The sequence below is a fragment of the Streptomyces sp. NPDC005805 genome, from assembly GCF_040630445.1.
Classification (GTDB): Bacteria; Actinomycetota; Actinomycetes; order Streptomycetales; family Streptomycetaceae; genus Streptomyces.
In genome coordinates this window covers 103,711-129,920 of sequence record NZ_JBEXXN010000001.1, presented here as the reverse complement: position 1 = coordinate 129,920, position 26,210 = coordinate 103,711, and the positions used below count along the sequence as shown (strand labels likewise).

At 71.9% G+C, this 26,210-nt stretch carries 25 protein-coding genes; 17 read left to right on the top strand and 8 right to left on the bottom strand.

All coding sequences use genetic code 11. The annotated features are described in order from the left end of the window. Positions 1–12 precede the first annotated feature (12 nt). Entirely contained in the window at positions 13–1,476 is a 1,464-nt protein-coding gene (locus tag ABZ457_RS00615) for a dihydrolipoamide acetyltransferase family protein (RefSeq protein ID WP_359152317.1), read from the top strand. A gap of 110 nt (positions 1,477–1,586) precedes the next feature. Here the strand turns inward: ABZ457_RS00615 and ABZ457_RS00610 are convergent, their stop codons facing one another. Beyond that, positions 1,587–2,498 carry a DUF2690 domain-containing protein gene (locus ABZ457_RS00610; RefSeq protein ID WP_359152315.1) on the bottom strand — a complete coding sequence of 304 codons (912 nt, stop codon included), beginning with the start codon at positions 2,496–2,498 and terminating at the stop codon, positions 1,587–1,589. Then, on the bottom strand, positions 2,495–3,496 hold the full coding sequence (locus ABZ457_RS00605) for a peptidoglycan-binding protein (RefSeq protein ID WP_359152313.1): 1,002 nt from the start codon (positions 3,494–3,496) through the stop codon (positions 2,495–2,497). Before ABZ457_RS00605 ends, ABZ457_RS00610 begins: the two co-directional genes overlap by 4 nt. A gap of 339 nt (positions 3,497–3,835) precedes the next feature. On the opposite strand from ABZ457_RS00605, the gene ABZ457_RS00600 reads away from it, so the two are divergent. The 3 genes from ABZ457_RS00600 to ABZ457_RS00590 all read left to right on the top strand — a co-directional run bounded on the left by ABZ457_RS00600 (position 3,836) and on the right by ABZ457_RS00590 (position 6,179). Then, entirely contained in the window at positions 3,836–4,135 is a 300-nt protein-coding gene (locus tag ABZ457_RS00600; RefSeq protein WP_359152311.1) for a hypothetical protein, read from the top strand. A gap of 71 nt (positions 4,136–4,206) precedes the next feature. Then, positions 4,207–4,878: a GntR family transcriptional regulator gene (locus ABZ457_RS00595; RefSeq protein WP_359152309.1), complete on the top strand. Its 672-nt coding sequence runs from the start codon at positions 4,207–4,209 to the stop codon at positions 4,876–4,878. Beyond that, a complete protein-coding gene (locus ABZ457_RS00590; protein ID WP_359152307.1) occupies positions 4,875–6,179 on the top strand; it encodes an MFS transporter in 1,305 nt (434 codons plus the stop codon). Before ABZ457_RS00595 ends, ABZ457_RS00590 begins: the two co-directional genes overlap by 4 nt. A 76-nt stretch (positions 6,180–6,255) precedes the next feature. Here ABZ457_RS00590 and ABZ457_RS00585 read toward each other — a convergent pair whose 3' ends face one another. Further along, the gene (locus tag ABZ457_RS00585) at positions 6,256–7,080 is read right to left on the bottom strand and encodes a maleylpyruvate isomerase family mycothiol-dependent enzyme (protein ID WP_359152305.1); all 825 of its coding nucleotides are present in this window, start codon (positions 7,078–7,080) and stop codon (positions 6,256–6,258) included. Positions 7,081–7,249: 169 nt separating this feature from the next. Between ABZ457_RS00585 and ABZ457_RS00580 the strand changes: the two genes are divergently transcribed. Continuing rightward, on the top strand, positions 7,250–8,053 hold the full coding sequence (locus tag ABZ457_RS00580; RefSeq protein WP_359152303.1) for a carbon-nitrogen family hydrolase: 804 nt from the start codon (positions 7,250–7,252) through the stop codon (positions 8,051–8,053). A 117-nt stretch (positions 8,054–8,170) separates the two neighbouring features. Here ABZ457_RS00580 and ABZ457_RS00575 read toward each other — a convergent pair whose 3' ends face one another. After that, positions 8,171–8,665, bottom strand: a complete 495-nt coding sequence (locus ABZ457_RS00575) for an LURP-one-related family protein (RefSeq protein ID WP_359152301.1) — start codon at positions 8,663–8,665, stop codon at positions 8,171–8,173. Between the two features lie 261 nt (positions 8,666–8,926). On the opposite strand from ABZ457_RS00575, the gene ABZ457_RS00570 reads away from it, so the two are divergent. The 6 genes from ABZ457_RS00570 (at position 8,927) to ABZ457_RS00545 (ending at position 15,007) form a co-directional block, all read left to right on the top strand. Further along, positions 8,927–9,421 (top strand): hypothetical protein, encoded by a 495-nt coding sequence (locus ABZ457_RS00570; RefSeq protein WP_359152299.1) that lies wholly within the window; start codon positions 8,927–8,929, stop codon positions 9,419–9,421. A gap of 11 nt (positions 9,422–9,432) precedes the next feature. Then, positions 9,433–11,145 (top strand): hypothetical protein, encoded by a 1,713-nt coding sequence (locus ABZ457_RS00565; RefSeq protein WP_359152297.1) that lies wholly within the window; start codon positions 9,433–9,435, stop codon positions 11,143–11,145. Beyond that, positions 11,142–11,951, top strand: a complete 810-nt coding sequence (locus tag ABZ457_RS00560; protein WP_359152295.1) for an ABC transporter ATP-binding protein — start codon at positions 11,142–11,144, stop codon at positions 11,949–11,951. Before ABZ457_RS00565 ends, ABZ457_RS00560 begins: the two co-directional genes overlap by 4 nt. Next, positions 11,948–13,171, top strand: a complete 1,224-nt coding sequence (locus ABZ457_RS00555; protein ID WP_359152293.1) for an ABC transporter permease — start codon at positions 11,948–11,950, stop codon at positions 13,169–13,171. Before ABZ457_RS00560 ends, ABZ457_RS00555 begins: the two co-directional genes overlap by 4 nt. 69 nt (positions 13,172–13,240) lie before the next feature. Then, on the top strand, positions 13,241–13,408 hold the full coding sequence (locus ABZ457_RS00550) for a hypothetical protein (RefSeq protein WP_359152291.1): 168 nt from the start codon (positions 13,241–13,243) through the stop codon (positions 13,406–13,408). Between the two features lie 33 nt (positions 13,409–13,441). Beyond that, positions 13,442–15,007, top strand: a complete 1,566-nt coding sequence (locus ABZ457_RS00545; protein ID WP_359152289.1) for a recombinase family protein — start codon at positions 13,442–13,444, stop codon at positions 15,005–15,007. An 87-nt stretch (positions 15,008–15,094) separates the two neighbouring features. Here ABZ457_RS00545 and ABZ457_RS00540 read toward each other — a convergent pair whose 3' ends face one another. Continuing rightward, positions 15,095–15,901 carry an IS5 family transposase gene (locus tag ABZ457_RS00540; RefSeq protein ID WP_359152674.1) on the bottom strand — a complete coding sequence of 269 codons (807 nt, stop codon included), beginning with the start codon at positions 15,899–15,901 and terminating at the stop codon, positions 15,095–15,097. Between the two features lie 467 nt (positions 15,902–16,368). Here ABZ457_RS00540 and ABZ457_RS00535 point away from each other — a divergent pair, with 467 nt between their 5' ends. The 4 genes from ABZ457_RS00535 to ABZ457_RS00520 all read left to right on the top strand — a co-directional run bounded on the left by ABZ457_RS00535 (position 16,369) and on the right by ABZ457_RS00520 (position 20,400). Continuing rightward, positions 16,369–16,611: a hypothetical protein gene (locus ABZ457_RS00535; RefSeq protein WP_037920596.1), complete on the top strand. Its 243-nt coding sequence runs from the start codon at positions 16,369–16,371 to the stop codon at positions 16,609–16,611. 10 nt (positions 16,612–16,621) lie between these two features. After that, complete coding sequence (locus tag ABZ457_RS00530) at positions 16,622–17,140, top strand: DUF6879 family protein (RefSeq protein ID WP_359152286.1); 519 nt, start codon at positions 16,622–16,624, stop codon at positions 17,138–17,140. Between the two features lie 12 nt (positions 17,141–17,152). Beyond that, positions 17,153–18,001 (top strand): helix-turn-helix transcriptional regulator, encoded by an 849-nt coding sequence (locus ABZ457_RS00525; RefSeq protein WP_359152284.1) that lies wholly within the window; start codon positions 17,153–17,155, stop codon positions 17,999–18,001. Positions 18,002–18,582: 581 nt separating this feature from the next. Beyond that, a complete protein-coding gene (locus ABZ457_RS00520) occupies positions 18,583–20,400 on the top strand; it encodes an NHL domain-containing thioredoxin family protein (RefSeq protein WP_359152282.1) in 1,818 nt (605 codons plus the stop codon). Positions 20,401–20,480: 80 nt separating this feature from the next. Here ABZ457_RS00520 and ABZ457_RS00515 read toward each other — a convergent pair whose 3' ends face one another. The 3 genes from ABZ457_RS00515 to ABZ457_RS00505 form a co-directional block, all read right to left on the bottom strand. Then, positions 20,481–21,800 (bottom strand): M18 family aminopeptidase, encoded by a 1,320-nt coding sequence (locus tag ABZ457_RS00515; protein ID WP_359152280.1) that lies wholly within the window; start codon positions 21,798–21,800, stop codon positions 20,481–20,483. A 178-nt stretch (positions 21,801–21,978) separates the two neighbouring features. Beyond that, positions 21,979–23,805 (bottom strand): acyl-CoA dehydrogenase, encoded by a 1,827-nt coding sequence (locus tag ABZ457_RS00510; protein ID WP_359152278.1) that lies wholly within the window; start codon positions 23,803–23,805, stop codon positions 21,979–21,981. A gap of 104 nt (positions 23,806–23,909) precedes the next feature. Next, positions 23,910–24,413 carry a hypothetical protein gene (locus ABZ457_RS00505; RefSeq protein WP_359152277.1) on the bottom strand — a complete coding sequence of 168 codons (504 nt, stop codon included), beginning with the start codon at positions 24,411–24,413 and terminating at the stop codon, positions 23,910–23,912. A gap of 87 nt (positions 24,414–24,500) precedes the next feature. Between ABZ457_RS00505 and ABZ457_RS00500 the strand changes: the two genes are divergently transcribed. Both ABZ457_RS00500 and ABZ457_RS00495 read left to right on the top strand, forming a co-directional pair. After that, positions 24,501–24,950 carry an SseB family protein gene (locus ABZ457_RS00500; RefSeq protein ID WP_018846016.1) on the top strand — a complete coding sequence of 150 codons (450 nt, stop codon included), beginning with the start codon at positions 24,501–24,503 and terminating at the stop codon, positions 24,948–24,950. 146 nt (positions 24,951–25,096) lie between these two features. Next, on the top strand, positions 25,097–26,080 hold the full coding sequence (locus ABZ457_RS00495) for a pirin family protein (protein WP_359152276.1): 984 nt from the start codon (positions 25,097–25,099) through the stop codon (positions 26,078–26,080). Positions 26,081–26,210 lie beyond the last annotated feature (130 nt).

Below are 26,210 nucleotides of genomic sequence, written 5' to 3'. Positions count from 1 at the left end.
GGTGCCGAGAACATGACCGCAGACACTTCCCTGCGCTTCCGCGAGTTCAAGATGCCCGACGTGGGCGAAGGGCTCACCGAGGCCGAGATCCTCACCTGGTACGTCAAGCCCGGTGACAGCGTCACCGACGGCCAGGTGGTGTGCGAGGTCGAGACGGCCAAGGCCGCCGTCGAGCTCCCGATCCCGTACGACGGCGTGGTGCACGAGCTGCGCTTCAGCGAGGGCACCACCGTCGACGTCGGCACCTCGATCATCACCATCGACGTCGCGCCCGGCTCGGGCCCCGCCGAGCCCGAGGCCCCCGCCGCCGCCCCGGCCGCGGCGCCCGCCCCGGCGCCGGCGGCGGCCGAGGAGCCGGAGGACGACAAGCCCAAGGGCCGCCAGCCCGTGCTGGTGGGCTACGGCGTCGCCGAGTCCTCCACCAAGCGCCGGCCCCGCAAGCAGGCCGTCTCCGTGCCGGAGCAGGCGGCCGCGGCCGCGATCCAGGCGGAGATGAACGGGCACGGGGCCCCCGCCGCCCCGGCCCCGGCTTCCGCTCCTGCGGGTACGGCCGAGCGGGCGCGCCCACTGGCCAAGCCGCCGGTGCGCAAACTGGCCAAGGACCTGGGCATCGACCTGGCGACCGTGGTCCCGACCGGTCCGGACGGGATCATCACCCGTGAGGACGTGCACGCGGCCGCCGCTCCCACCGAGGCGCCCGCCGCCCCGGTCGCGGAGCCGCAGGCGGCCCCGGTGGCCGCCGCGCCCGCTCCGGCGGAGGCGGCCGGAGCCGGAGTCCGGGAGACGCGTGTTCCGATCAAGGGCGTGCGCAAGGCGACCGCCGCCGCGATGGTGGGCAGCGCCTTCACGGCGCCGCATGTCACCGAGTTCGTGACGGTCGACGTCACCCGCACGATGAAGCTCGTCGAGGAGCTCAAGTCCGACAAGGACATGGCCGGGCTGCGGGTCAACCCCCTGCTTCTGATCGCCAAGGCGCTCCTCGTGGCCATCAAGCGCAACCCGGGGGTCAACGCCGCCTGGGACGAGGCCGCTCAGGAGATCGTGCTCAAGCACTACGTCAACCTGGGCATCGCGGCGGCCACCCCGCGCGGTCTGATCGTGCCGAACATCAAGGACGCGCACGACAAGACCCTCCCGGAGCTGGCCTCCGCGCTGGGCGAACTGGTGGCGACGGCCCGTGAGGGCAGGACGACCCCGGCGGCCATGCAGGGCGGCACGGTGACCATCACCAACGTCGGCGTCTTCGGCGTCGACACGGGCACCCCCATCCTCAACCCCGGCGAGTCCGCGATCCTCGCGGTCGGCGCGATCAAGCTCCAGCCGTGGGTGCACAAGGGCAAGGTGAAGCCGCGTCAGGTGACCACGCTGGCGCTCTCCTTCGACCACCGCCTGGTCGACGGCGAGCTGGGCTCCAAGGTCCTCGCGGACATCGCGGCGGTCCTGGAACAGCCGAAGCGCCTGATCACCTGGGCGTGAGGCCCTGACGGGCCCAATGCCCCGTTTCACGTGAAACGCCCGGCCGGGGAGCACCCCGGCCGGGCGTTTCACGTGGGGCGTTTCAGTAGAGCGGCGGGGGCGGCGGGTCTTCAGGGCCTGACGCAGACGCGCTCGGACCCGTCGGCGGGTATCACACAGGCGGACAGGCCGTCCGGTCCGCCGCCGAGCATCGGTGTGGACAGGTAGCCCTCGGCGTCGAAGCGGTCCTCGACGGTCACGGACTGCGTGGGCTGCCCCGGCCCGCTGATCTCCAGGCGGTCCCCGATCCGAGCGAACCACATACGGGCCCAACTCGCCTCGCAGGCCGGGCTGTAGCGGATCTCCATCGCGGCCCCCTCGCCCTTGCCGGGCCGGCGCTCGGCCACCGTGCGGGTACCGACGCCGTTGAACGCGCAGGCGAGCGGCTGCGAGGCGAGGCCGGTGCAGTCGGTGCCCTTGCAGCCCGGACGGAGCTGCTTGGGCGCGGGCTCCGCCGGGCGCAGGACGAGGGCGGCGGTCACCAGCGTGCCGACCGCCAGGGCGCCCGCCATCGCCGTCGCCACCGGGCGCCGGCCCTTCAGGCGCGCCCGGCGGCGGCCGGTACGCGCGGGCGGGGCAGCCGCCGACGGTTCGCCGGACAGCCGGTCGTCGGGGATCCGGCCCGGCACAGCGGGGCCGGGCGGAGCCGGGGCGGGCGCCTCCGGCCGGGGCGCGCCCCGGACCTCCCCGGCAGGAGCGGGGCGCGGGGTGTCACCGGCGTCCTCCGCCAGCTCACGGAGGGCGATCAGCCGGCCGGGCGGCTCGCCCGCCAGCCCGCACAGCTCCTCCACCACGGCGTGCGGCGGCAGTTGGGCGCCGCTGAGATAGCGGTGCCAGGACGACCGGCTCGCCGTCGTCCGCTGCGCCAGCCCGCTGAGGCTCAACCCCGTCCGCCGGCGCAGCGCCGAGAGCTCCCGCACCAGCCGCTCGTGCGCCAGCCGCTCCTGCGTCGGAAGCTCCCGTGCCGGAGGCTTCTCCGTCATCGGCGCAGCACCTCCCAGGTGTGCGGGCCGACGATGCCGTCCGGCACCAGGCCCTCCGACTCCTGGAGGCGCTTCACCGCCTTCTCCGTGGCCTGCCCGTACGCGCCGTCGACCCCGCCGGGGGAGTACCCCCGGTGTTCGAGGAGGCACTGCACCTCCACCACGTGCCAGCTGGTGGAGATCTGCTGGAGCAGGGCGTCCATGGTGTCGCTCATACCGGCGTACAGCCGGTCGTCCTCCCGGCGCACATCGCAGGAGTACGTCCGCCCCGGTTCGAAGACGAACTCCGTGCTCCGGGCCGGACGGCTGCCGTCCGTGTCCGGCTGCGCGCGGTCCGGGAGCATGAGGAGGGCAGCCAGGGCCACCGCGACGAGCGCCGCCGCGGCCGCGAGCAGGCCGGCCCGCCGGCGCCGGACGGCCCTGGCCCCGGGCCCGGCCTCGGAGCCGGGGCCCGCCGCGTCCGCTGCGGCGGGCACTGGCTCCGACGCGGACGGCGCCTCGTTCGTGGTCGCGCCCCCTGGTGCCGGCTCGGGCACCGTGCCGGTCGCGGGCGTGCCTGCCGGGTCGGGCCCGGTCCCCGGCAGGACCGTGGCCCCGGGCGTGGGCTCCGGTTGCCGGGCCGGGGCCGCTTCCGGCGGCGGTGCCGCCGGGGCGGGGCCGAGCGCCGGGCTCCGGGCGCCGGTGGGCACCCCGTGTACCCCGTCGGTCCGGGCGCGCCCCGGTACCTGGCGGGCCGCTCGCGCCTCGTCCGCCGTCGCGCGCAGGGCCAGCAGCCGTTCGGGCGCTTCGCCGCCCAGCTCCGCCAGCTCCCGTACCGCGTCGACGGGCGGCAGGCCCCGCCCGTTGAGGTACCGGTCCCAGGACGATCTGCTCACGCTCGTACGGCCGGCCAGCGCGGACAGGCTGAGCCCGCTGATCTCCTTCAGCCGGCGCAACTCCCCCACGAAGTCCCGCTCGCCGCCGGTCAGTCCCTCCGGCAGCCCTCTCCACTCACCCATCGTCGAAACAGCCCCCATGTCCTTGCCCGCTCCCCCCGGAGCGGGCGCCCCGCCCATGGCAATGCGCAGGTAAAGCCGTCCGGTCAGCCTACCGACGCACCGCTCCCGATCCGGCACCAGGAGCCGCCCGTGACGCACCGTCCCGTCCCGGGCCGTCCCATGTTCCGGCACATCAACGCAGCTCAGGGCGTGGGACGTTCCGGCCTGCCCGGGGACCGGCGCGGCGCCGCCGCCTGCCGTGGCCTACTGGTCCGGCGCGATCACGCCGGCCGCCGCCGAGGGGCACCGGTCGGCGTCCGCGCACGACCGATTCACCGCATCACACGAAACGGGACAACGATGAAGGCACGCGCTCTCACGGGCACCCTCATGACCGCCGCCCTGCTCGGCACCGGTCTGGCCGGCGCCGCGACGGCACCGGCGTACGCGGCCAGTGCGCCGAGCTGCGTCAAGACGGCCAACTTCAACACCGCCAGCGAGTGGACCGTGCAGGTCCGCAACAACTGCAGCTCCACCAAGAAGATCAAGGTCATCATGCGGCTGGGCAAGGACAGCCCCTGTGTGAGCCTCAAGAAGGGCGAGTACTACTACTGGCGGAACACGGGCCTCGGCACCTGGAAGTCCACCAACTCCTGCTGACGTGACACCAGCCCCGCCCGGATCGCGGACGGGGCTTTCTCGTTGAAGTCTGTTGTATCTATGCTGTGTGCATGCCTGCCTCAGCCACCGCTCCCACCACTTCCGGCAAGCAGCCGGCCGCGGCCGAGCGCGTCTACGCGCACATCAAGCAGGCGGTGCTGGACCGTGAGTACGAGGGCGGGACCCTCCTCACCGAGGGCGAGCTGGCCGAGGCCGTGGGGGTCTCCCGGACGCCGGTCCGTGAGGCGCTGCTCAAGCTGGAAGTGGAAGGGCTGATCAAGCTCTATCCCAAGAAGGGCGCCCTCGTCCTCGCCGTCTCCGCGCAGGAGATCGCGGATGTCGTCGAGACCCGGCTGCTGGTCGAGGAGTTCGCCGTCCGCAAGGCCGTCCCCGCGCCCCCGCACCTCCTCGCGCGGCTGGAGGAACTCCTCGACGAGCAACGGGCGCACGCCGAGGCCGGCGACCTCGCCGCCTTCGCCGCGAGCGACCGCTGCTTCCACGCCCAGATCGTCCGGCACGCGGGCAACGAGATCATCGCCAAGCTCTACGACCAGCTCCGCGACCGCCAGCTCCGGATGGGCGTCGCGATCATGCAGGCCCTGCCCGACCGCATCAACCGCAACCACGCCGAGCACACCGAGATCCTGGACCGCATCAAGGCCGGTGACGCCGACGGGGCGGCCGCCTGTGTGCGGCAGCACCTCGGGCGGGTGAAGGACCTGGTCCGCGGAGAGGACCGGTGAGCGCGGCTCCCGCAGGCGCCGTGCTCCCCGCCGATCCGCCCGGTGGCCGGCGTGCCGCCGCGGTCTGGGGCATCGGCGTCGCCGTCTACTTCGTCGCGGTCATCTTCCGCACCTCGCTCGGGGTCGCCGGGCTGGACGCGGCGGACCGGTTCGGCGTCGGGGCCTCCGCCCTCTCCACGTTCTCGATCCTCCAACTCCTCGTCTACGCGGGCATGCAGATACCGGTCGGGCTGCTGGTGGACCGGCTGGGCACCAAGAAGGTCCTCACCATCGGCGCGGTCCTCTTCACCGCGGGCCAGCTCGGCTTCGCCCTCTCCCCCTCCTTCGGGATGGCCCTCGCCTCCCGCGCCCTCCTCGGCTGCGGCGACGCGATGACCTTCATCAGCGTGCTGCGTCTGGGGTCCCGCTGGTTCCCGGTCCGCCGGGGGCCGCTGATCGCCCAGGTCGCCGCGTTGTGCGGGATGGCGGGCAACCTGGTCTCCACCCTCGTCATCGCCCGGATGCTGCACGGCATGGGCTGGACCGCGACCTTCGCTGGCAGCGCCCTGGCCGGTGCGGTGGTCCTGGTGCTGCTCCTGCTGTTCCTCCGGGACCACCCCGAGGGCCATGAGCCGCCGCCCGCCCACCACGCGGGCACGGGCTATGTGCGCCGCCAGATCGCCGCCTCCTGGCGGGAGCCCGGCACCCGGCTCGGGATGTGGGTGCACTTCACCACGCAGTTCCCCGCGATGGTGTTCCTGCTGCTGTGGGGCATGCCGTTCCTGGTGGAGGCCCAGCACCTGAGCCGGGAGACCGCGGGCGGTCTGCTGACCCTGGTGGTGGCCTCCAATATGGTCGTCGGCCTCGTCTACGGCCAGGTCATCGCCCGGCACCACGCCGCGCGGGCGCCGCTGGCGCTCGGCACCATCGGGGCGAGCGCCCTGCTGTGGGGCGTGACGATCGCCCACCCCGGCGAAGCCCCGATGTGGCTGCTGATCACCCTGTGCGCGGTCCTCGGCGCCTGCGGCCCGGCCTCGATGATCGGCTTCGACTTCGCCCGCCCGGCCAATCCGCCCGAACGTCAGGGCACGGCCTCCGGAATCGTCAACATGGGCGGTTTCGTGGCCTCGATGACGACCCTGCTCGCGGTGGGCGCGCTCCTGGACGCGACCGGCGGCAACTACCGCATCGCGTTCGCCTCGGTGTTCGTGCTCCAGGCGCTCGGGGTGAGCCAGATCCTGCGGCTGCGCGGCCGCACCGCGCGGCGGGAGCGGGAACGCCTGGTCGCGAGCCGGGTGGAGGCGGTGCACGTCCCGGCGTGACACCGCCGGCGGGGGGTCCGTGCGGGCGCGGAACCGGCCCCTCCGGGCCCTTGGAACCGGCCCGGGACGCGCCCCGTTACGGCGTGACCGCGAGGACCCCCAGGATCGCCTCGCCCAGCTCCGCGTCCCCGTCGATCTTCACCCGGTCCGCCACGGCCGGCGGCCGGACCCGGCCGCAGGCCAGCCGGTAGAAGGTCTCCCAGTCCGTCGCGATCGTCACCAGCGGGCCGAGGGACGGCGAACCGTCGACCGAGCCGCGCCCGTCCGCGTCCACCCGCACCGTCCGCAGGAACTCCACGGGACCGCTCACATCGAAGACGACCGCCGAATTCGCGGGCGCGCCCGCGTCCTTGGCGACCACCTTCGGCAGCGCCTCGATCAGCACGTCCCGGGCGATCAGCGCGCCGGGCGCGTCCAGATGCCCCGGCGTGCCGAGGGCCCAGCGCAGGTCCTGCTCGTGCACCCAGGTGTCGAAGGCCCGCATCCGGTAGGCCAGTTCCAGGGTCTGCTCCGCGCCCAGCGGCGCCCGGATCGTGGTGTCCGGGGTGCGGTTCTCGTTGCGCAGCTGGCGGGCGCGCCGGATCAGCACATACTCCAGCTCGGAGGTCATCTCCGGTGCGGTGTGGTGCCGGCGCACATCGACCTGCATCTCCATGTAGCGCGCGAAGTCACTGCGCACATGGTAGAGATCGCGGGGCAGCGAGTGGATCGGCCGCGGGTCGCCGAGCATCTCGCACTCCATGCCGATGACGTGCGAGACGATGTCCCGCACGGACCACCCCGGGCACGGCGTCGCACGGTTCCACTCGCCCTCGACGAGCGGCCCCACCAACTCGGCTATGGATTCGACGGAGTGGGTCCAGGCATCGGCGTAGGTCTGGAGGCTGGGATGGACGGTCACGGGACCCCTCGGCGGTCGTACGCGGACAATCTGGACGGGCGGCGCTGCGTGGGGGTCCGGGGGCGGCCCCCGGTTGAGCACAGTACGCTGCCCGCAGGCACCCCGGCAGTGCTTTCGTGTGACGATCGTAGGCCCGCGTTGACGGCTCGAATGCCAGGACGGTGGTAGTGTGCGCGCCTCGCTCATTCAGATCGCAGTGGACCAGGACGAATCGGTCGATTCCCGCAGGCGGCGCGCCGCCGCGCTCGTACGCGAGCAGCGGGACGCGGATCTGGTGGTCCTCCCCGAGCTGTGGCCCGTCGGCGCCTTCGCGTACCAGGAGTTCGAGGCGCACGCGGAGACACCCACCGGCCCCACGTACCGGGTGATGGCCGACGCGGCCCGGGACGCCGGGGTCTGGCTGCACGCCGGCTCGGTCGTGGAGCGGGCGGAGGACGGGACCCTCTACAACACCTCCCTCGTCCTCGCCCCGACCGGTGAACTCGCCGCCGTCTACCGCAAGATCCACCGCTTCGGCTTCGACAAGGGCGAGGCCGTGATGATGGGCGCGGGGACGGAGCCGGTGACGGTGCCGGTCCCCGGCTCGCTCACGCTGGGCCTCGGCACCTGCTACGACCTGCGCTTCCCCGAACTGTTCCGCGCCCTTGTCGACGCGGGCGCCGAGACCCTGGTCGTCCCCGCGGGCTGGCCCGCCCGGCGGCGCGGCCACTGGACCCTGCTGGCGCGCGCCCGGGCGGTCGAGAACCAGGCGTATGTGCTGGCCTGCGGCACGGCCGGTACGCACGCGGGCGTCGAGCAGGCCGGGCACAGCATCGTCGTCGACCCCTGGGGCGAGGTCCTCGCGGAGGCCGGGCCCGGGGAGGAGGTCCTGACCGTGGACCTCGACCCGGGCGTCGTGGCGAAGACCCGCGAGGACTTCCCGGCCCTCAAGGACCGGCGCCTGGGCCTCGCGGAGCCGGTGACGCGGGACTGACCGGGCCCGTGCGGGCCGGGCGGGTCCGCGTTCCGGCCCCGGCCCTGTGTACGGGCGGCGGCGCGGGCCGGGCGCGCGGTCCCGGTCCGGGCGGCGGCGCGGGCCCGGCGCGCGGTGTCAGTCCTCCTCGCGCTCCCGCTCCGCCATGCGGATCACGCACACCGCGACCGCGATCATCAGCGCCGCGTCCGCGTCCTCCCGTACGACGTCCACGCCGTAGGTGTCCCGGAGGGTCAGCCACCGGCGCGAGATGTGCGCCAGCAGCTCCCCCTCGTACTCGACGGCGAACTCCCGGTCCAGGATCCGCCCGCTGACGTCCAGCTCCGTCCCCTCCGCGAGGGTGACGCGGTAGTGGTTGCGCAGCAGCGACAGGCGCTTGCGCCGGATCGTCGCCAGGGTCTCGCCGTCCCGTTCGATCCTCATCGCGCCGCGCAGGCTCAGCAGCTTCTGCCGCAGCGTGACCAGGACGTACCCGCTCGGGTCCTTCAGCTCCAGCGTGTCCCGCACGCGCAGCGCCTTGCCGTCGACGAGGAAGGCGTGCCGCCCGTGCTCGTCCTCGATCCAGTAGTCGTCACCGATCGCGAAGATCTTGTCCCGCACCAGGTATTTCATGTGACCCGCTTACCCGGTGCGCGGCAAGGGAACGGGGGGCGTTACCCGAAGAGGTGAAGACCCGGGGTGCCGGGGGCCGGGCCCGCCTTCGGGCCGTGGAGCCCGTTCCGGGAAGCCGCCGTATCGATCATGCACGCCCGCGCCGGGCCGGCCGAAGGAACGATGCGTCCGGGCGAGGCGTCGATTCCGGCGGCGGAATCCCCGGGGAGTGCGCCGCTACAGTCGGCCGCCGAACCGAATTCCTCGGCACCTGGGGTGGAAATGAAAAGGAAGATTCTCTCCGTCGGAGCGGCGGTCCTTGTCGCGGTGTCCGCGAGTGCCGGTGTAGGTGTCGGTGCCGGTACCGCGGCGGCGATCAGCGACAGTTCGAAACGGGGGATCGGCGGGGGTATCAGCCTTCAGGCCAATGCCTGGGAGTGCAATCTCTGGGCGAAGGCGTGCGACTGGAAGACCTCGGCGAAGGTCTACCGGGGTTCGAACCGCCAGAAGATGACCTGGGTCAAGAACGTCGCCCAGATCACCGGCAAGGGCGGCTCGGTCTCGATCGGCGGCAGCGGCACGGGCGTCTCCGGCAGCGGCAGCGCGGGCAGCCACTCGTTCGAGTGGACCAACTTCAACAACTGGACGTCGGACCTCTCGGGCCAGGCGCGGTCGGGGTATCTGTCGATGGTCTGGGGCATCGAGACGTGCTCGCACGCATCGACGTACCACAAGCGGCTCGGGGTCCAGGGGACGACGTCCGCCTGTGCCGGCTGAGGAGGCCGAGGATGACCTGGAGGGCGCTGCCGCGTTCTCGGACGACCGCCGTCGTGGTGGGTGCGGGACTGATCGCGGCTCTGCTCGGCATGCGCCTGTTCGGGAACATGCTCGATCTGTCCGGTGACGACCACGCGGTTCCGCTCTCCCCGCAGCAGCGGAACCTTGCGGATCAGATCGAACAACTGCGGGCCGACGACGGCCTTTTCACCGCCGCGATCGGTACCGCGGGACGTCCCGGGCTCTATGAATCCGCGCACGGGCTGACCGCGCTCCGTGCGGCGGACGGGAAAAGCCCGAGGGTTTCCGGTTCCGTGGATTCCCTGCGCAAGGATTTCTCGGCGGAGCTGGAAAGGGAGCCTTTCGCCGCGCGGGTGTGGCTGTCCCGGATCGAATCCGCGACCGGGCGGAAACTGCACACCCGCCAGGACGAGGTCGAACTGCTGAACCATTTCTCCGACAAGGGATACTTCCGGAACCCCGGCTCCGACTCCGGTGATCTGTCCGCTCTGCTGAACGACACCTCCGAGGCCCTCACCACCCTTGAGGAGTTCGGTGCCCGACTGAGCGACGACCGCCGGGCGGCGGTGCGCACCTGGCTGGCGAAGGCGGAGCGTTCGGCCCCGGACCGACCGGTCCAACTCCACCATCTCGCCCGCATCGCGGACGCCGTCGGGGAAACCGTCCCCGCCGACCTGCCGGAACGGGCGGAGAACTGGTGGCGTGCCGAAGGTGGAAAGCTGACAGCGGCGAGCGGGGAGGCGGACGTCATCGAGGCCGCCTCCTTCGTCCTGCTCGCCGACCGCCTCGGGATCGACCTCGCCGACCGCCGCGAACGCCTGCGGGACGTGCTCTCACCGGAACGGCCCGTGTCCACCGACACCCAGGTCACCGCCCTGACCGCACGGGCCTGGAAGGCCCTCGGCGGTCCCGCGAAGGAACTCAACGGACTGGCCGAGCGGTTGGAGAAGCGCCGGCTGTCCAGCGGACTGATGTCCTCCGTCCAGGTCCGCCGGGGTTCGCTGACGTCGACCTACGAGGTGGTCCGGCTGCGTATGGTCGCCGGGCTGCCGCTCGACGACCCCGAACTGCGGGACGCGCTGACGGCCATGCGGTCATCGGTCCTCGCCGACTACGACCCCCTGCTGCGCGGGGCGTGGCTGTCGCTCATGGACACCGTGGGCGGAAAGGTGCCCGCGCCGGAGCGCCACCGGATCGTGGCCGCCGTCGAGGCGGCCGTCCCGCGCACGGTGGACGAGCGCAACGTCGAGGTCTGGAACCGGTACACCGACATCCTGACCGGCCTGGACGAGCCCGTTCCGGCCGCCGAGCCGACGCTCTGGAAGGCGGACAGTCCGGAGCATCGCTACGGCAGGTCCCTGTTGATCAACGGCCTCGACCGTGTCGAGCGGCTGAGCACCCTGAACAACCTCCCGTCCGCAGCCGAATTGGTGGCACAGGCCGAGGAGCGGCTCAGGGAGGGGACCGTACGTGAGGGCGCCGAGGCCCTCGAAGCCGCCCACGCCCTCGGCTGGACCCCCGACCCCACCGCCGCCACCCGGATCGGTGCGCTGCTGGAGAAGCGGCGGACGTGCCCCGGGGCCGGGGCCTTCTACCGGGACTCCGCGCGGGACACGGAGTGCGGCGTCCCCGGGACCCGGGCCGGGTACCGGATCGTCGCGCTGCTCGAAGGGGCGCGACCGGCCGAGCGGGCCGCCCGGTGAGCGCCCCCGCCCCTGACCCCGCCGACCGTGCCGTCCTGCGTGCCGACCGCCTCGGCGTCACCCACCGTGGCCCGGCGGGCCCGGTCGTCGCCGTCCGGGACGTCGGCCTCGGCGTGCGGCGGGGCGAGACCGTGGCGCTGGTCGGGCGTTCGGGCAGTGGCAAGACCAGCCTGCTGATGGCCCTCGGGCTGCTGGCCACCCCTGACACGGGCACCGTCCATGTCGACGGACAGGACACCGCCGGTCTCTCCGACGCCGCCCGTTCCGCGCTGCGCCGGGACCGGATCGGGTTCGTGTTCCAGTCGTTCCATCTGCTCGCGCACCTCACCGCGGCGGAGAACGTCGCCCTGGCGCACCGCTCCGGTCCCCGGGCCGGCCTCGGCCCGGCCCGGCGGCTGCTCGGGGACGTCGGGCTGGCGCACCGGCTGCGGCACCGGCCGGGCGAGCTGTCCGCCGGGGAGCAGCAGCGCGTCGCGCTCGCCCGGGCCCTGGTCAACGAGCCGGGGGTGCTGCTCGCCGACGAGCCCACCGGCAACCTCGACGCCGCCACCGAGGCCGAGGTCCTGGACCTGCTGGCGCGGGGCGCCGCCGACCGCGGCTGCGCCGTTCTCCTGGTCACCCACAGCCGGGAGGTCGCGGACCGCGCGGACCGGGTGCTGCACCTGACCGACGGCACCCTCCGCCCGATCGCCGGGACCACCCGTGAACCACGCACCGAGACCCCCGCAACCCGCCCGTGGCCCGCCGCGAGCACCCCTGAACCCAGCACCGAGAACTCCGCACCCCGTCAGGAGTCCCCCCGGTGAGCCCGTTCCGTCTCGGGCTCCTGGGCGCCCGCCGCCGGCTGCGCCGGTCCCTCGCCGCGGCCCTCGCCCTCGCCGTGTGCGCGACCGTCGCCCTGGCCGCCGCCACCGTCGTACGCGGTGCCGACCGTGCCGCCGAGGCGGCCCTCGCCGCCGGCACCGGCCTGCGGCAGATCGACCTCGAAGCCCGCGACGACGACCCGGAGGTCAGACGCCTCACCCCCGACGCGCTCGACGCCGTCCGCGCCCTCCCCGGGGTCCGCGCGGTCGAGCCCGTCCTCCAGGCGTCCTTCGACAGCGGCGCCGACGAGAGCCTGCCGCCCTTCCTCCTCTACGCGACCGCCGCGCGCGGCTCCCTCCCCCCGCCCCTGGTCCGGCAGTCCCGCCCGGCGGTCTTCCCGCTGCGCGGCAACGAGGTCGTGCTCCCCGCCACCGGCGACGGCCACGACCTCACGCCCCTGCTCGGCCGCACGGTGACCGTGGCCCACACCCGGCGCACCGGCGAGAACCGGGGCACGGCCGTCCCGGCCCGTATCAGGGTCGTCGGCCTCTACGACCCGTCCTGGCAGGTCGACGGCCCCGGCGCCGCCTACGCCGACGCCCCGCTGGTCGCCGCGTGGGCGGCCGACCGGGACGGGGTGAGCACCGAGCGGTTCCTCGCGACCCGGGGCTGGGACGGGGCGACCGTCGTCGTCGACCGGCCCGGGTCCGTCGCCCCCGTGCTCCGCCGCCTCCAGGCGGAGGGCCACTACGCGTACGCCGTCGCCGACCGGCTCCGTGAACTGCCGCCGCTGCTGGAGCTGTTCCGCTGGGGTTCCCTGGTGATGCTCGCGCTGCTCGGGGTCACCGCCGTCACCACCGGGCTCGGGATGGGCGGGGCGCTGCTGCGGGAGCGCGTCCACGAGATCGGGCTGCTGCGGGCCGTGGGGTACCGCCGCCGCCGGGTCGCGGGGGTGTTCGCCGTGGAGCTGGGCGTCACCGGGCTGCTCGCGGGCGTGGCCGGGGCGCTCCTCGGGACCGCCGCCGGGGCGCTGGCCGTCGGCCGGCTCGCCGGGTTCGAGGTCTTCGCGGGCCGCCTCCCGGAGCACGGCACAGTCCTCCCCGGCCTCGGGACCGTGCTCCTGACGCTGCTCCTCCCGGCCGCGGCCGTCCTCCTCGGCGCCGCCCGGCCCCTCCTCCGGGCCGCCCGCCTCGACCCGGTCCGCGCCCTCCGCGACCGCTGAGCGGCCCACGCCACGTGATCCCCCGGAGCACGTGATCCGCCGTTCATACCGGGATGGCACCCTTGAACCATGAACGACGCAGCCCCGGCGCACACCCCCGCGCCCGCGCCCCGACGTGCCCGTGTCCGTGCCCCCGAGCTGATCGGGAAGGGCGGCTGGCTCAACACGGGCGGGAAGGACATCACCCTCGCTGACCTGCGAGGTAAGTGCGTTGTTGTGGATTTCTGGATTTCCTGAACCAATGTGCGCACTCATCGCTAGCGTGAGGATGTGCACCAACACACCACAGCTGATCTGTACTTGCGCCTGTCCCTGGACCGGGAGGGCAAGACTGCGATCGACCGCCAGGAAGCGGACTGCCGCGCATGGGCGGAGCGCAACGGACTGACCGTCCGCAAGGTCCACATCGACCGTGGACGTTCCGGTTACAAGAACGTCAGCCGCAAGGGGTTCGATGCGGCGATCACAGCAGCCACGGCCGGCGTCGTGGGGGTTCTGATCGTCTGGAAGCTCGACCGCCTGTCCCGCAAGGGCATCGGCGAGGTCGGCAAGGCTCTGGACGACATAGGCCGGGTCGGCGGACGGCTGGTCTCCGTCTTGGACGGCCTCGACACGAAGAACGACAGCGCCCGGGTCACCATCGCGATGCTGGCGGAACTGGCGCGCAACGAATCCCGCAACCTCGGGATGCGCGTCGGCAACGCCAAGCGGTACCTACGCCAGCGGGGCCAGTGGATCGGCGGACAGCCGCCTTACGGGCTGCTCGTGGACCCGGAGGCGAAGAAGCTCGTCCACGACCCCGAGACCGCCGTCTACGCCCGCCTGATCGCCGACGAGGCGCTGTCTGGGAAGGCCCTCGTCCACATCGCCCGGCTGCTGAATGAGCACGGGGTGGAGTCCGCCCGTGGAGGCGAGTGGAACTCGTCCAGCATTATGCAGCTCCTTCGCTCACCGGCCTTCGCCGGTCTCATGCCGCAGACCGAGTACGAGGAGCAGCCGGACGGGACACGCAAGTACATGAACCGGGTCTCGCCCTACCGGGACCCGGAGACGCTCGAAACCGTGAGCATCGGCGAGGGAATCATCACGGTCGGGGAGCGCGAACTCATCCTCCGCCAGCTCGAAGCGCGCACGTTCCCTCTGGCGGGGAAGCGGCACGGTCACAAGCAAGGGAAGTCTCTGCTCACCGGGATAGCGCGTTGCGGGCTCTGCGGAGCCCGGATGAGCAAGGCCGGCACGTCGTACCAGTGCTCCAGCCACCGCATGGGGCGAGGATGCTCCGGCGTATCGGCTCGGGTGGAGAGCATCGACGGCTACGTGACCCGGGCGTTCCTCTCGCGCCTGCCGTCCCTGGAGCTCCAAGACCCGCTGCTCGCCGTGATCGCCGATCGCTGGGTACAGAGGGAGGACCCGGAGGTTTTCGCGAAGCGGGACGCGATCGAGGCGGAGATCGCGGACGAAGGGGCCCGTCTGGCGGACCTGGAGGAGGCCAGGTACGTCCGTGGCGAGTTCACCGGCACAGACGCGATCGACCGGTACAACCGGCTCGCCGGGCGACTTCGTACCCGGATCGAGGGGCTGCGCGCGGATCTAACGCGGATGCCGACCCCTTCCGTGGACATCTCTCCGCTCCTGGATGCGGGCCTGCTACGTGAAGCTTGGGAAGCCGATGATGCCGCCGGAAGGCGTGAACGCCTTGGCCTCGCAATCGATCGCGTGGAAGTCCGGCGAGGCAGGGTGGGCGTGAGGTTCAACGGTGACGAGCGCTGCCGGATCGTCTGGGCGACCAGAGACGAGGCTGGGGCGGAGTCAACGGGTGACGAAGTGACGGAATGACGGTCGAAGCCCATTACCTCTTTAAGAGATGTTCCGAGTCTCTATAGATGGAATAGAACAAAACGTCACTTCGTCACTGAGCCGTTTTCATCCTGAATAGCTGCAGGTCAGCAGGGTGTGGACGGCCTGAACGATGGTGCCGACGCGGGGGGTGGAGCATCGCGCCCGGTGGAGGATTCGCCAGGACTTCAGCTGCGCGAAGGCTCGTTCGCCGGGTGCTCTGAGCCGGGCGTGGTCGCGGTTGAACTGCTGGTAGTGCTGGGGCTGTTCGCGGTGGTGGTAGTAGGGGGTGCGGAAGGTGGCGCCGGCGCCCTGGTAGGCGCGGTCGGCGAGGACGAGGATCTGCCGGGTCAGGCAGGCCTGGACGATGCCGTGGGCACGCGCGGCGGTCAGGTCGTGGGTGCGGCCCGGTGTCGCGCGGGAGAACCACAGCGGTGTGCCGTCGGGGCGGGCGATGACCTGCACGTTCATGCCGTGCTTGCGGTGCTTCATCGAGTAGTACGGCTCGTCGGCGGCGATGCGGTCGGTGGGGATCAGGGTGCCGTCCACGATGACGAAGTCGCCCTCGCCCAGGCCGGTCAGGGCCTCGTGCAGGCCGGGCGCCCACGCCGCGAGGACGTCCAGGGTCTCGTCGACGTAGCGCCAGGCCGTCGCGGTGGAGACGCCGAACCCGGCCGCGAGTTGGGCGAACGTCTCGTTCTTCCGGAGGTGGGCCAGGACGAGCAGGGCCTGCTTGAAGCAGCCGAGCCGTCTCCACGGCGAGTTCAGTTCACGCCTTCGGGCGTAGATCAACCAGGAGACATGCTCGACCAGCTCGTACGAGACGTCGAGCGTGGCAGGATACGGAACCAACAGAGCCCCCGGGCTGTCGGCAGTGTCGAGTGGAATCAACACCGCCAACGACCGGGGGCTCTGCCACGTCACCACCACAGCTGACCAGGCCTTATAGCCCTTCAGAGGCAGGATGAAAACGGCTCACTGGGGTCATCGGAGGGTCGGCGCGAAGTTGCGCTGTGGTCGCCATCCCGACCCCGGCCCCAGTTCGGAACACGCACGCTGGGTGCGACGCCGTTTTTCGGGCCCATCATTGCCCTGACCAGCGAATATCGACCGCCGAAGGCGCGAGAGCGACAGAGTTAACGCCCTGCAAAGCCCGCCGAACGCCCCATGATGCCGCCCGGAGGGCCGGGCAACACCACGACCCTCCGCACTCGTCACCCCTGATCGGGATGGCGGGCGCGGGGGCGCTCGTCCCTTCGCTGGCACCCCAACCTCCTTGGCTGAAGGCCCTCTTGCGCGGCTCAGCCGCAGGGGTGAGGCTCGTGCACGCTGGTGCAACCCACTCGACGGCGGGAGCGACCATGACCCTAAAGTTCCTCGGCATCATCCCGAACACGCCGACTGACGAGTCCCCGACGATCTGGCTCCACGAGGAGACCGGCGACCTTCTGATTCAGTCGTACAAGGCGACCGAGGACGAGGTGAAGGCGTGCCAGGAGATCGGTTCGATCCCGGGCCACTCCACGGACGTTCCGGACCACGAGACGATCATCCGGCTGCCCGCGGTGATGCTGAAGTACATCCCGCGCCCGGACGACAACTGAGAGGCAGGCCGTGCAGCCACCCGCCCGTCATGCACTGGCACGAGCACAGCACTCGGCGGTGCACCTTGAGTTGCGTGACAGCTACATGCTCGATGACCCCGAGTTCATCGCGTGGCAGCAGGGGAAGCGCCTCGACCCCGCTGACCGGTCTTCGTGGTGGGGCGGCTGGCACGACGCGGTAAGCGAAGCGACGGCCCGAGGGGTCGTGGTCCGGCGGCTTCGGATCGTGTCGGAGCCGATCAGCGACTACGTGCGGTACGAGTACGACTGCACCTTCACGAACATCGCGGCGGGTGAACTGGTCCGGTGGCTGCCACGGCGGCAGACCACGGACATGGCCCTGCCGGGTACTGACTTCTGGCTGTTCGACGGTGGGCAAGCGCTGTTCCACCACTTCACCGGGAACGGGCAGCTCGACCACGACGGGCGGGAGTACACGGACGAGCCCGAGCGGGTGCAGCTGTGCGCCGTCGCCTTCGAAGCAGCCTGGCAACGGGCCGTTCCGCACGAGGAGTACCGACCGCGCTGAGCTGTCACCCCCATGGCCGTCTCACCCTCATCAAGCGCACAGCAGGCCCGGCAGGCTCTGGCGAACCGACTCGCTGAGCTGTGCCGGGATGCCGGCCTCACCGGACGGGACATCGCCCGTCTGTGCTCCTGGCACCCGTCCAAGTCGTCGCGGATCATGAACGCGCGCACGCCCCCGTCCGCTGACGACATCCGGGCGTGGTGCCGGGCGTGTGGCTCGGAAGACCAGACGGAAGACCTGTTGGCCTCGCTGCGTACCGCCGAAGGCATGTGGGTCGGGTGGCGGCGCATGGAGCGCACGGGGCTCAAGCAGGCCCAGGAAGCCCGTCTCCCGCTCTTCGAGCGAACCCGCCGGTTCCGCGCCTACTCCTCGTGGTTCGTTCCGGGCCTGATCCAGACCTACGGCTACACGGAAGCCGTTTTGCGCGCGGTCCAGCGCAGACGGGTCGAAGTGGACGACGTTGCCGATGCGGTCGCCGTCCGCATGGAGCGTCAGCGCGTGCTCTACGAGGGTGATCGGCGGTTCGCGTTCCTGGTTGAGGAATCGGTCTTGCGGAACGGGCTTGGCGGCGCGGAGGTACAGGAGGAACAGCTACGCCACCTCCTCACGGTCGGCTCTCTGCCCAGCGTCAGCCTGGGCGTGGTCCCCACGCGTACCGAGCGATCACGGATGCCGGTGGAGGGGTTCTGGATCTTCGACACCGCACAGGTCAACGTCGAGTTGGTCTCGGGCTACCTCACGCTGACCCAGCCCAGTGAGGTTGCCGCGTACGCGGACACGTTCAGGGAGCTGGCCGACATGGCGGCCTACGGGGCGAAGGCCCGAGCGCTGATCATGAGCGTCATTCAGACCCTGCGGTGATAGCCGTGCAACCTCATGCAATCTCATGGGAAGTGCGACCTCGGGGTTCCTAGCGTGGGCACCATGCGGACGACACGAGATCGGGCCGTGAAGCCGATCACCTATGCGCAGCCGCCGGTAGACCTGCCGCTGCGAACAGATCCGGAGCCCGTACCGGCAGTCGGCTGCGGAGTCTGCGCCGCTCTGGCCGCGCAGCGTCGGGAGGCCCGCCTCGCAGGCGACGGCTCCGTGGTCAGTGACTGCAACGTGGAGCTCCGGAACCACTCGCACACCGGGGAGCCGACGTGAGCGTGAAAGCCGTGCTGCGGTACGTGAGCTATGTCATGCGTCGCCACCCATCGGCCGAGACCACGGCAACCGCGCGGTGCCTTAACCCGGAATGCCAGTGGACCTCCGAGCCGACTGGGAACGCGGACGTGTGCACCGACATGTGCCTACAGCACGCGGGCCGGACCGGGCATATGACCTACCTCCGAGAATTCTCGGAGGTCGCTGTGGTGGAGCGGATCCCATAGCTGCGCGGGACAACGGCGTCGTACGGCCGTGATCCGGTGTTCATGGGCCAATGGCAAGCTTGAAACATGAACGATGCTGCCTCGGCGCCCACCCCTGCGCCCGCGCCCCGCAAGCGTGCCCGTGTCCGTGCCCCCGAGCTGATCGGCAAGGGCGGCTGGATCAACACCGGCGGGAAGGACCTGAAGCTCGCCGACTTCCGAGGTCGCACATTGATCCTTGATTTCTGGACCTTCTGCTGCATCAACTGCCTGCATGTCCTCGACGAGCTGCGCGAGCTGGAGGAGAAGCACCGCGACACCGTGGTGATCATCGGTGTGCACTCGCCCAAGTTCGTGCACGAGGCCGAGCACCAGGCCGTCGTGGACGCCGTCGAGCGCTACCAGGTCCACCACCCGGTCCTGGACGACCCCGAGCTGGCGACCTGGAAGCAGTACGCGGTCCGGGCCTGGCCCACGCTCGTGGTGATCGACCCCGAGGGGTATGTCGTCGCCCAGCACGCGGGCGAGGGGCATGCGCACGCCATCGCGCGGCTGGTCGGGGAGCTGGAGGCCGAGCACGAGGCCAAGGGGACGCTGCGGCGCGGCGACGGCCCGTATGTGCCGCCGGAGCCGGTCGCCACCGATCTGCGCTTCCCCGGCAAGGTGCTGCGGCTGCCCTCCGGGAACCTCCTGGTCTCGGACTCGACGCGGCACCAGCTCGTCGAACTGGCCCCGGACGGCGAGAGCGTGGTGCGCCGGATCGGGGACGGCGAGTTCAACGAGCCGCAGGGCCTCGCCCTGCTGCCGGACGGCCGGGTGGCCGTCGCGGACACCGTCAACCACGCGATCCGCGCGTACGACCCCGCGACCGGCGCGATCGAGCTGCTGGCCGGGACCGGGAAGCAGTGGTGGCAGGGCGAGCCGGTCTCCGGTCCGGCCCGTGAGGTGTCGCTCTCCTCGCCGTGGGACGTGGCCTGGTGGAACGACCGGCTCTGGATCGCGATGGCGGGCGTCCACCAGCTGTGGACGTACGACCCCGGGGCGGGGACGGTACAGGTGGCGGCCGGGACGACCAACGAGGGGCTGGTCGACGGGCCCGCCGCCGAGGCGTGGTTCGCCCAGCCCTCGGGCCTCGCGGCCGCCGGCGACCGGCTGTGGATCGCCGACTCCGAGACCTCGGCCGTGCGCTGGATCGACCGGGACCTCACCGTGCACACCGCCGTCGGCACCGGCCTTTTCGACTTCGGGCACCGGGACGGTGAGGCCGCGCAGGCGCTTCTCCAGCACCCGCTGGGCGTGACCGCGCTGCCCGACGGCTCGGTGGCCGTCAGCGACACCTACAACCACGCGCTGCGCCGCTACGACCCGGCGACCGGGCAGGTCACCACCCTCGCCACCGATCTGCGCGAGCCCAGCGGGGCGGTGCTGGACGGTGAGGAGATCGTGGTCGTGGAGTCGGCGCGGCACCGCCTGACCCGGCTGCGGCTGCCGGAGGAGGCGGTGCGGGTGGAGGCCGTCGCACACCGCACCCGGCGCGCGGCGACCGAGGTCGCGCCGGGGGCCCTCACCCTGGACGTGGTCTTCCAGGCCCCGGCCGGGCAGAAGCTGGACACCCGCTACGGGCCGTCCACCCGGCTGCTGGTCTCCGCCACCCCGCCGGAACTGCTGCGCGCGGGTGAGGGCACGGGCACGGAGCTGCGGCGCGAGCTGGAGATCGACCCGGAGGCCGGGGAGGGCGTCCTGCACGTCTCGGCGATGGCCGCCTCCTGCGACGACGACCCGGCGATGGAGTACCCGGCGTGTCATGTGCACCAGCAGGACTGGGGCGTCCCGGTGCGGGTCGTCCCGGGTGGCGCGGCCCGGCTGCCGCTGGTGCTCGCCGGGATGGACCCCGAGGCCGGGTGACGCAACCCGAGGCCGGATGACGGCGGGCCGGGGCGCGAGGTCGAACCCGCGCGCCCGGCCCGCCTCGCGCCCCGGCCGGCTCAGCCCTCCAGGAACGCCACCAGCGCGTTCGCCAGCAGATACGGGTCGTCCGCCCCGCACAGCTCGCGGGCGCTGTGCATGGACAGGATCGCCACACCGATGTCCACCGTGTGGATGCCGTGGCGGGCCGCCGTGATGGGCCCGATGGTCGTGCCGCAGGGCATCGCGTTGTTGGAGACGAAGGTCTGCCACGGCACGCCCGCCCGCTCGCAGGCGGCGGCGAACACGGCCCGGCCGGTGCCGTCGGTGGCGTAGCGCTGGTTGACGTTGACCTTGAGGATCGGGCCGCCGTTGGCGCGCGGGTGGTGCGTGGGGTCGTGGCGCTCGCCGTAGTTGGGGTGGACGGCGTGGCCGGTGTCGGAGGAGAGGCAGACGGTGCCGGCGAAGGCGCGGGCCCGGTCCTCCAGGCTGCCGCCGCGGGAGTACACGGAGCGCTCCAGCACCGAGCCGAGCAGCGGGCCGTCGGCGCCGGTGTCGGACTGGGAGCCGTTCTCCTCGTGGTCGAAGGCGGCGAGGACGGGGATGTACGGCAGCTCGCCCCGCGCGGCGACGGCGGCCAGCGCGGCGGTACCCGCGTGCACGGAGAGCAGATTGTCCATACGCGGCCCGGCGACCAGCTCCCGGTCACGGCCCAGGTAGGCGGGCGGCTCCACGGAGTGGGGCATCAGGTCCCAGCCGGTGACCTCGCCGGCGGGGATGCCGGACTCCTCCTCCAGGAAGGCGATCAGATCGCCCTCCTCGACCTCGCCGAGGCCCCAGATCGGCTGCATATGGCGCTGCCGGTCCAGCTTGAGGCCGTCGGTGTTGACCGAGCGGTCGAGGTGGACGGCGAGCTGGGGCACGCGCAGCAACGGGCGGTCGATGTTCACCAGCCGGTGGGAGCCGTCGCGCAGGGTGAGCCGGCCGGCGAGGCCGAGGTCCCGGTCGAGCCAGGTGTTGAGCAGGGTCCCGCCGTACACCTCGACGGCGACCTGGCGCCAGCCGTGCGAGCCGGTGTCGGGGAGCGGCTTGACGCGCAGGTTGGGGGAGTCGGTGTGGGCGCCGACGATGCGGAACGGCGTGTGCGCGGTGGCGTTCTCGGGGACGTACCAGGCGATCAGCGCGCCGCCGCGCTGCACATAGCGGCCGCCTGCGGTGCCGTCCCAGGCGTCGGTCTCGCGGACCTGCTGGAAGCCGGCCTTCTCCAGGCGGGCGGCGGCGGTCGCCACGGCGTGGTACGGCGTGGGGGCCGCGGCGAGGAACGCCATCATGTCGTCCGTGTGGCCGCGGTCGAACGGCGCGGGCGCGTGCGCTGTGGGGGCGGGTTCGCTGCTGCTCATGTGGTTCACCTTAACGAGGCATGAGCGCGCACCGGTTGCCCCGGCGCGATGCCCCGTTTCGTGCGGCTTCGCGGGCGCTCGGGCTCCCTGTGGGGGCTTGTGGGGGTGGCCCGGACACGACGGAGCCGCCGCCCGAGAGGTCGGGCGGCGGCTCCGGTGCCGGGGGTTGCGGGGGAGGCTAGAACGCGGCCTCGTCCAGGTCCATCAGCGAGCTGTCCACGCTCTCGGCGAGCGAGCGCTCGACCGAGACCCCGGGCAGGACGTTGGCGGCGAAGAACTTCGCGGCCGCGATCTTGCCCTGGTAGAACGCCTTGTCCTTGGCGGAGGCGGTCTCCAGCTTCTCGGCGGCGACCGAGGCGCCGCGCAGCAGCAGGTAGCCGACGACCACGTCACCGGAGGCCATCAGCAGGCGGGTGGTGTTGAGGCCGACCTTGTAGATGCTCCTGACGTCCTCGCCGGTGGCGATGAGGTCGTTGGTCATCGTGCCGACGATGGCCTCCAGGTCCACGGCGGCCTTGGCGAGCGCGTCGCGGGCGGGGGCCAGCTCCTCGCCGCCGGTGCCGAGGGCGAGGAACTTCTTGATCTCCTCGGAGAGGGTGTTCAGCGCCTGGCCCTGGTCGCGGACGATCTTCCGGAAGAAGTAGTCCTGGCCCTGGATGGCGGTGGTGCCCTCGTAGAGGGTGTCGATCTTGGCGTCCCGGATGTACTGCTCGACCGGGTACTCCTGGAGGTAGCCGGAGCCGCCGAAGGTCTGGAGGGACTGGGCGAGCTGCTCGTAGGACTTCTCGGAGCCGTAGCCCTTCACGATCGGCAGCAGCAGGTCGTTGAGGGCGACGAGGGCCTTGGCGTCCTCGCCGGCGGCCTCCTTGACGGCGATGTCGTCCTGGATCGCGGCGGTGTAGAGGACCAGGGCGCGCATGCCCTCGGCGTACGCCTTCTGCGTCATCAGCGAGCGGCGGACGTCGGGGTGGTGCGTGATGGTGACCTTGGGCGCGGTCTTGTCCATGAAGTTCACCAGGTCCTGGCCCTGGACGCGCTCCTTGGCGTACTCCAGCGCGTTCAGGTAGCCGGTGGACAGGGTGGCGATGGCCTTGGTGCCGACCATCATCCGGGCGAACTCGATGATCATGAACATCTGGCGGATGCCGTCGTGCTTGTCGCCGATCAGCCAGCCCTTGGCGGGGTGCTGGTCGCCGAAGGTCATCTCGCAGGTGTTGGACGCCTTGAGGCCCATCTTGTGCTCGACGTTGGTGGCGTAGACGCCGTTGCGCTCGCCCAGCTCGCCGGTCTCCCAGTCGAAGTGGTACTTCGGCACCAGGAAGAGGGAGAGGCCCTTGGTGCCGGGGCCGGCGCCCTCGGGGCGGGCGAGGACGTAGTGGAGGATGTTCTCCTCCATGTCGTGCTCACCGGAGGTGATGAAGCGCTTCACGCCCTCGATGTGCCAGGAGCCGTCCTCCTGCTGGATCGCCTTGGTGCGGCCGGCGCCGACGTCCGAGCCGGCGTCCGGCTCGGTGAGGACCATGGTGGAGCCCCAGCGCTTCTCGACCGCGATCTCCGCGATCTTCTTCTGGGCCTCGTTGCCCTCCTCGAACAGCACACCGGCGAAGGCCGGGCCGGAGGAGTACATCCAGATGGCCGGGTTCGAGCCGAGCAGCAGCTCCGCGTAGGACCACACCAGGGAGCGCGGCGAGGTGGTGCCGCCGATCTCCTCGGGGAGGCCGAGACGCCAGTACTCGGAGTCCATGAAGGCCTTGTAGCCCTTCTTGAAGGACTCGGGCACCGGGGCGGTGTTGGTCGCCGGGTCGAAGACCGGCGGGTTGCGGTCGGCGTCGGCGAAGGACTCGGCCAGCTCGTTCTCCGCGAGACGGGCCAGCTCCTCCAGGATGGACTTGGCGGTGTCGACGTCCATCTCCGCGAACGGGCCGGTGCCGTACAGCTTGTCGCGCCCGAGGACCTCGAAGAGGTTGAACTCGATGTCGCGGAGATTCGACTTGTAGTGCCCCATGGCGACGGCTCCGTTGAAGATCGGAAATTGGACCGGACATCCACGTACCAGTTAGTAGCTACGATGATGCTACCCGTCGGTAATAAAGTGCAACCCCTGACCCGTCATCTGTGACGCGGCTCGCGCGCGGCCCGCAGCCGGTGCGTTCCCCACCCCGCCGCGGCGGCCCCGGCGAGCAGCAGCGCGACCCCCGTGCCGACCACTCCGGGGGCGTGCGCGATCCACCGGCCGCCGGCCGGGGAGAGGGTCGCCGTGACCTCGTCCGGGTCCTCGCGGCCGTCGTGGTCGACGAAGAGCAGGTCGGTGCGGCCGCCGCCGGGGACGGGGCGCGGCGGGCGCGTGCCGTCGACATGGGCCCGGACGGCGTCCCGGAGGGCGTCCTGCCGGGTCTTGTCGTTGATGCGCACCTGGTCGGGGCTCTCGCCGGCGCAGTGCCAGACCGTGCCGCCCTTCATCGTGCGCGCCTCCCGGCAGTCGATGCGCGTGAAGGTCTGCGTGGTCAGGCCGGGCGCGCCCGTGCCGGTCGCCGTCACCAGCCCGCCCGCCGTCAGCAGTGGTGCGGCCGCCAGCAGCCACCCCGCCCCGGCGCCCGCCGCTCGTGCGTCCATGGTTCCCCCCTGTGTTCCCCCGTCGAACCTCTGGCCAGAGTACGGGCGCGGCCCCGCCGGGGCGCCGCGTTCAGTACCCTTGCGCTCATGTACGGCTACGACCAGTCCGCGGGTGCACAGCAGCAGTACGTGCCGCAGCAGCCTTCCTACGGGGAGCAGCCGCTCTACCCCGAACCGTCGCCGCCGTCGCTCGCGGACGCGGTACGGGCCTTCACCACCGGCTCGCTGTCCGCCGAGGACTTCCAGCAGATCTTCGCGACCTCCAAGGTCTACTGCCCGCGCGGCGACAATCCGGGCTTCCTGGCGCTGCACAACACCCAGCAGCCGGTGATCCCGATGTTCACCTCCCTCAAGGAGCTGCGCCGGTACGCGGGCAAGGAGTCCAAGTACTTCGTGATCACCGGTGCCGAGGTGATCGACCTGCTCCCCACGGGCTACGGCTTCGTGCTGGACATGGAGGGGGAGCACCGGATGGTGTTCGACGCCAAGGCGGTCGAGCAGATGGTCGACTTCGCGATGCGCCGGATGTACGGCTGAGCCGCTGTCCGCCCGCGCTGCCGGCCGCCGCGGGACCGTACCGGGACGCCCGGGAGGAATTCCTCCCGGGCGTTCGTCGTTCCCGATGGCAATAAGTTCATTCTTCAACTAAAGTGGCCGCACAAGCGCACAAGGAGGCTCCCGCCATGCCCGCAGTGACTGTCGAGAACACGCTCACCCTGCCGCGCGTCGCCGCACCCGCCGAGGCCGTGTCCCGGCCGGTCCGCGCGGTGACCACGGCGCCCGCCGGCTTCGAGGGGGAGGGCTTCCCGGTGCGCCGCGCCTTCGCCGGGATCAACTACCAGTACCTCGACCCGTTCATCATGATGGACCAGATGGGCGAGGTGGACTACGCGCCGGGCGAGCCCAAGGGCACCCCCTGGCACCCCCACCGCGGCTTCGAGACCGTCACGTACCTGATCGACGGCACCTTCGTCCACCAGGACAGCAACGGCGGCGGCGGGACCATCCGCAACGGCGACACCCAGTGGATGACGGCCGGCTCCGGCCTGCTGCACATCGAGGCGCCGCCCGAGCAGCTGGTGATGTCCGGGGGGCTGTTCCACGGCCTCCAGCTCTGGGTCAACCTGCCCGCCAAGGACAAGATGATGGACCCCCGCTACCAGGACATCCGCGGCGGCCAGGTCCAGCTCCTCACCTCCCCCGACGGCGGCGCGCTGCTCCGCGTCATCGCGGGCGAGCTGGACGGGCACCAGGGCCCCGGCATCACCCACACCCCGATCACGATGATCCACGCCACCCTCCGCCCCGGCGCACAGGTCCGGCTGCCGTGGCGCGAGGACTTCAACGGGCTCGCCTACGTCCTGTCCGGCAGCGGCGCGGTCGGCGACGAGCGGCGGCCGGTCCACGCGGGCCGGACCGCGGTCTTCGGCGACGGCGGCGCGCTCACCGTGTGGGCCGACGACACGCAGACCGGCCCGGGCGGCGGCGACCTGGAGATCGTCCTCCTCGGCGGCGCCCCCATCCGCGAACCGATGGCGCACTACGGGCCGTTCGTGATGAACACCCGGGCCGAGCTCCAGCAGGCCTTCGAGGACTTCCAGAAGGGCCGCCTGGGCACCGTCCCGGCGGTGCACGGCATGAAGCCCTCGGGCCCGGCCGGGGACTGACCACCACCGGAACGAACCGGTCCGGCCGGGGACCGACGCCACCGGAACGAACCGGTCCGGCCGGGGACCGACGCCACCGGAGCGACGAGGCCCGGCGCACCGCCGACTCCGGTGCGCACACTGGTCGCGG

Bases quoted from the DNA above. Each gene is read 5' to 3' on its own strand.
- ABZ457_RS00615 (WP_359152317.1), top strand. From the start codon at position 13: ATGACCGCAGACACTTCCCTGCGCTTCCGCGAGTTCAAGATGCCCGAC.
- ABZ457_RS00610 (WP_359152315.1), bottom strand. From the start codon at position 2,498: ATGACGGAGAAGCCTCCGGCACGGGAGCTTCCGACGCAGGAGCGGCTG.
- ABZ457_RS00605 (WP_359152313.1), bottom strand. From the start codon at position 3,496: ATGGGTGAGTGGAGAGGGCTGCCGGAGGGACTGACCGGCGGCGAGCGG.
- ABZ457_RS00600 (WP_359152311.1), top strand. From the start codon at position 3,836: ATGAAGGCACGCGCTCTCACGGGCACCCTCATGACCGCCGCCCTGCTC.
- ABZ457_RS00595 (WP_359152309.1), top strand. From the start codon at position 4,207: ATGCCTGCCTCAGCCACCGCTCCCACCACTTCCGGCAAGCAGCCGGCC.
- ABZ457_RS00575 (WP_359152301.1), bottom strand. From the start codon at position 8,665: ATGAAATACCTGGTGCGGGACAAGATCTTCGCGATCGGTGACGACTAC.
- ABZ457_RS00570 (WP_359152299.1), top strand. From the start codon at position 8,927: ATGAAAAGGAAGATTCTCTCCGTCGGAGCGGCGGTCCTTGTCGCGGTG.
- ABZ457_RS00565 (WP_359152297.1), top strand. From the start codon at position 9,433: ATGACCTGGAGGGCGCTGCCGCGTTCTCGGACGACCGCCGTCGTGGTG.
- ABZ457_RS00550 (WP_359152291.1), top strand. From the start codon at position 13,241: ATGAACGACGCAGCCCCGGCGCACACCCCCGCGCCCGCGCCCCGACGT.
- ABZ457_RS00535 (WP_037920596.1), top strand. From the start codon at position 16,369: ATGACCCTAAAGTTCCTCGGCATCATCCCGAACACGCCGACTGACGAG.
- ABZ457_RS00525 (WP_359152284.1), top strand. From the start codon at position 17,153: ATGGCCGTCTCACCCTCATCAAGCGCACAGCAGGCCCGGCAGGCTCTG.
- ABZ457_RS00520 (WP_359152282.1), top strand. From the start codon at position 18,583: ATGAACGATGCTGCCTCGGCGCCCACCCCTGCGCCCGCGCCCCGCAAG.
- ABZ457_RS00515 (WP_359152280.1), bottom strand. From the start codon at position 21,800: ATGAGCAGCAGCGAACCCGCCCCCACAGCGCACGCGCCCGCGCCGTTC.
- ABZ457_RS00510 (WP_359152278.1), bottom strand. From the start codon at position 23,805: ATGGGGCACTACAAGTCGAATCTCCGCGACATCGAGTTCAACCTCTTC.
- ABZ457_RS00505 (WP_359152277.1), bottom strand. From the start codon at position 24,413: ATGGACGCACGAGCGGCGGGCGCCGGGGCGGGGTGGCTGCTGGCGGCC.
- ABZ457_RS00500 (WP_018846016.1), top strand. From the start codon at position 24,501: ATGTACGGCTACGACCAGTCCGCGGGTGCACAGCAGCAGTACGTGCCG.
- ABZ457_RS00495 (WP_359152276.1), top strand. From the start codon at position 25,097: ATGCCCGCAGTGACTGTCGAGAACACGCTCACCCTGCCGCGCGTCGCC.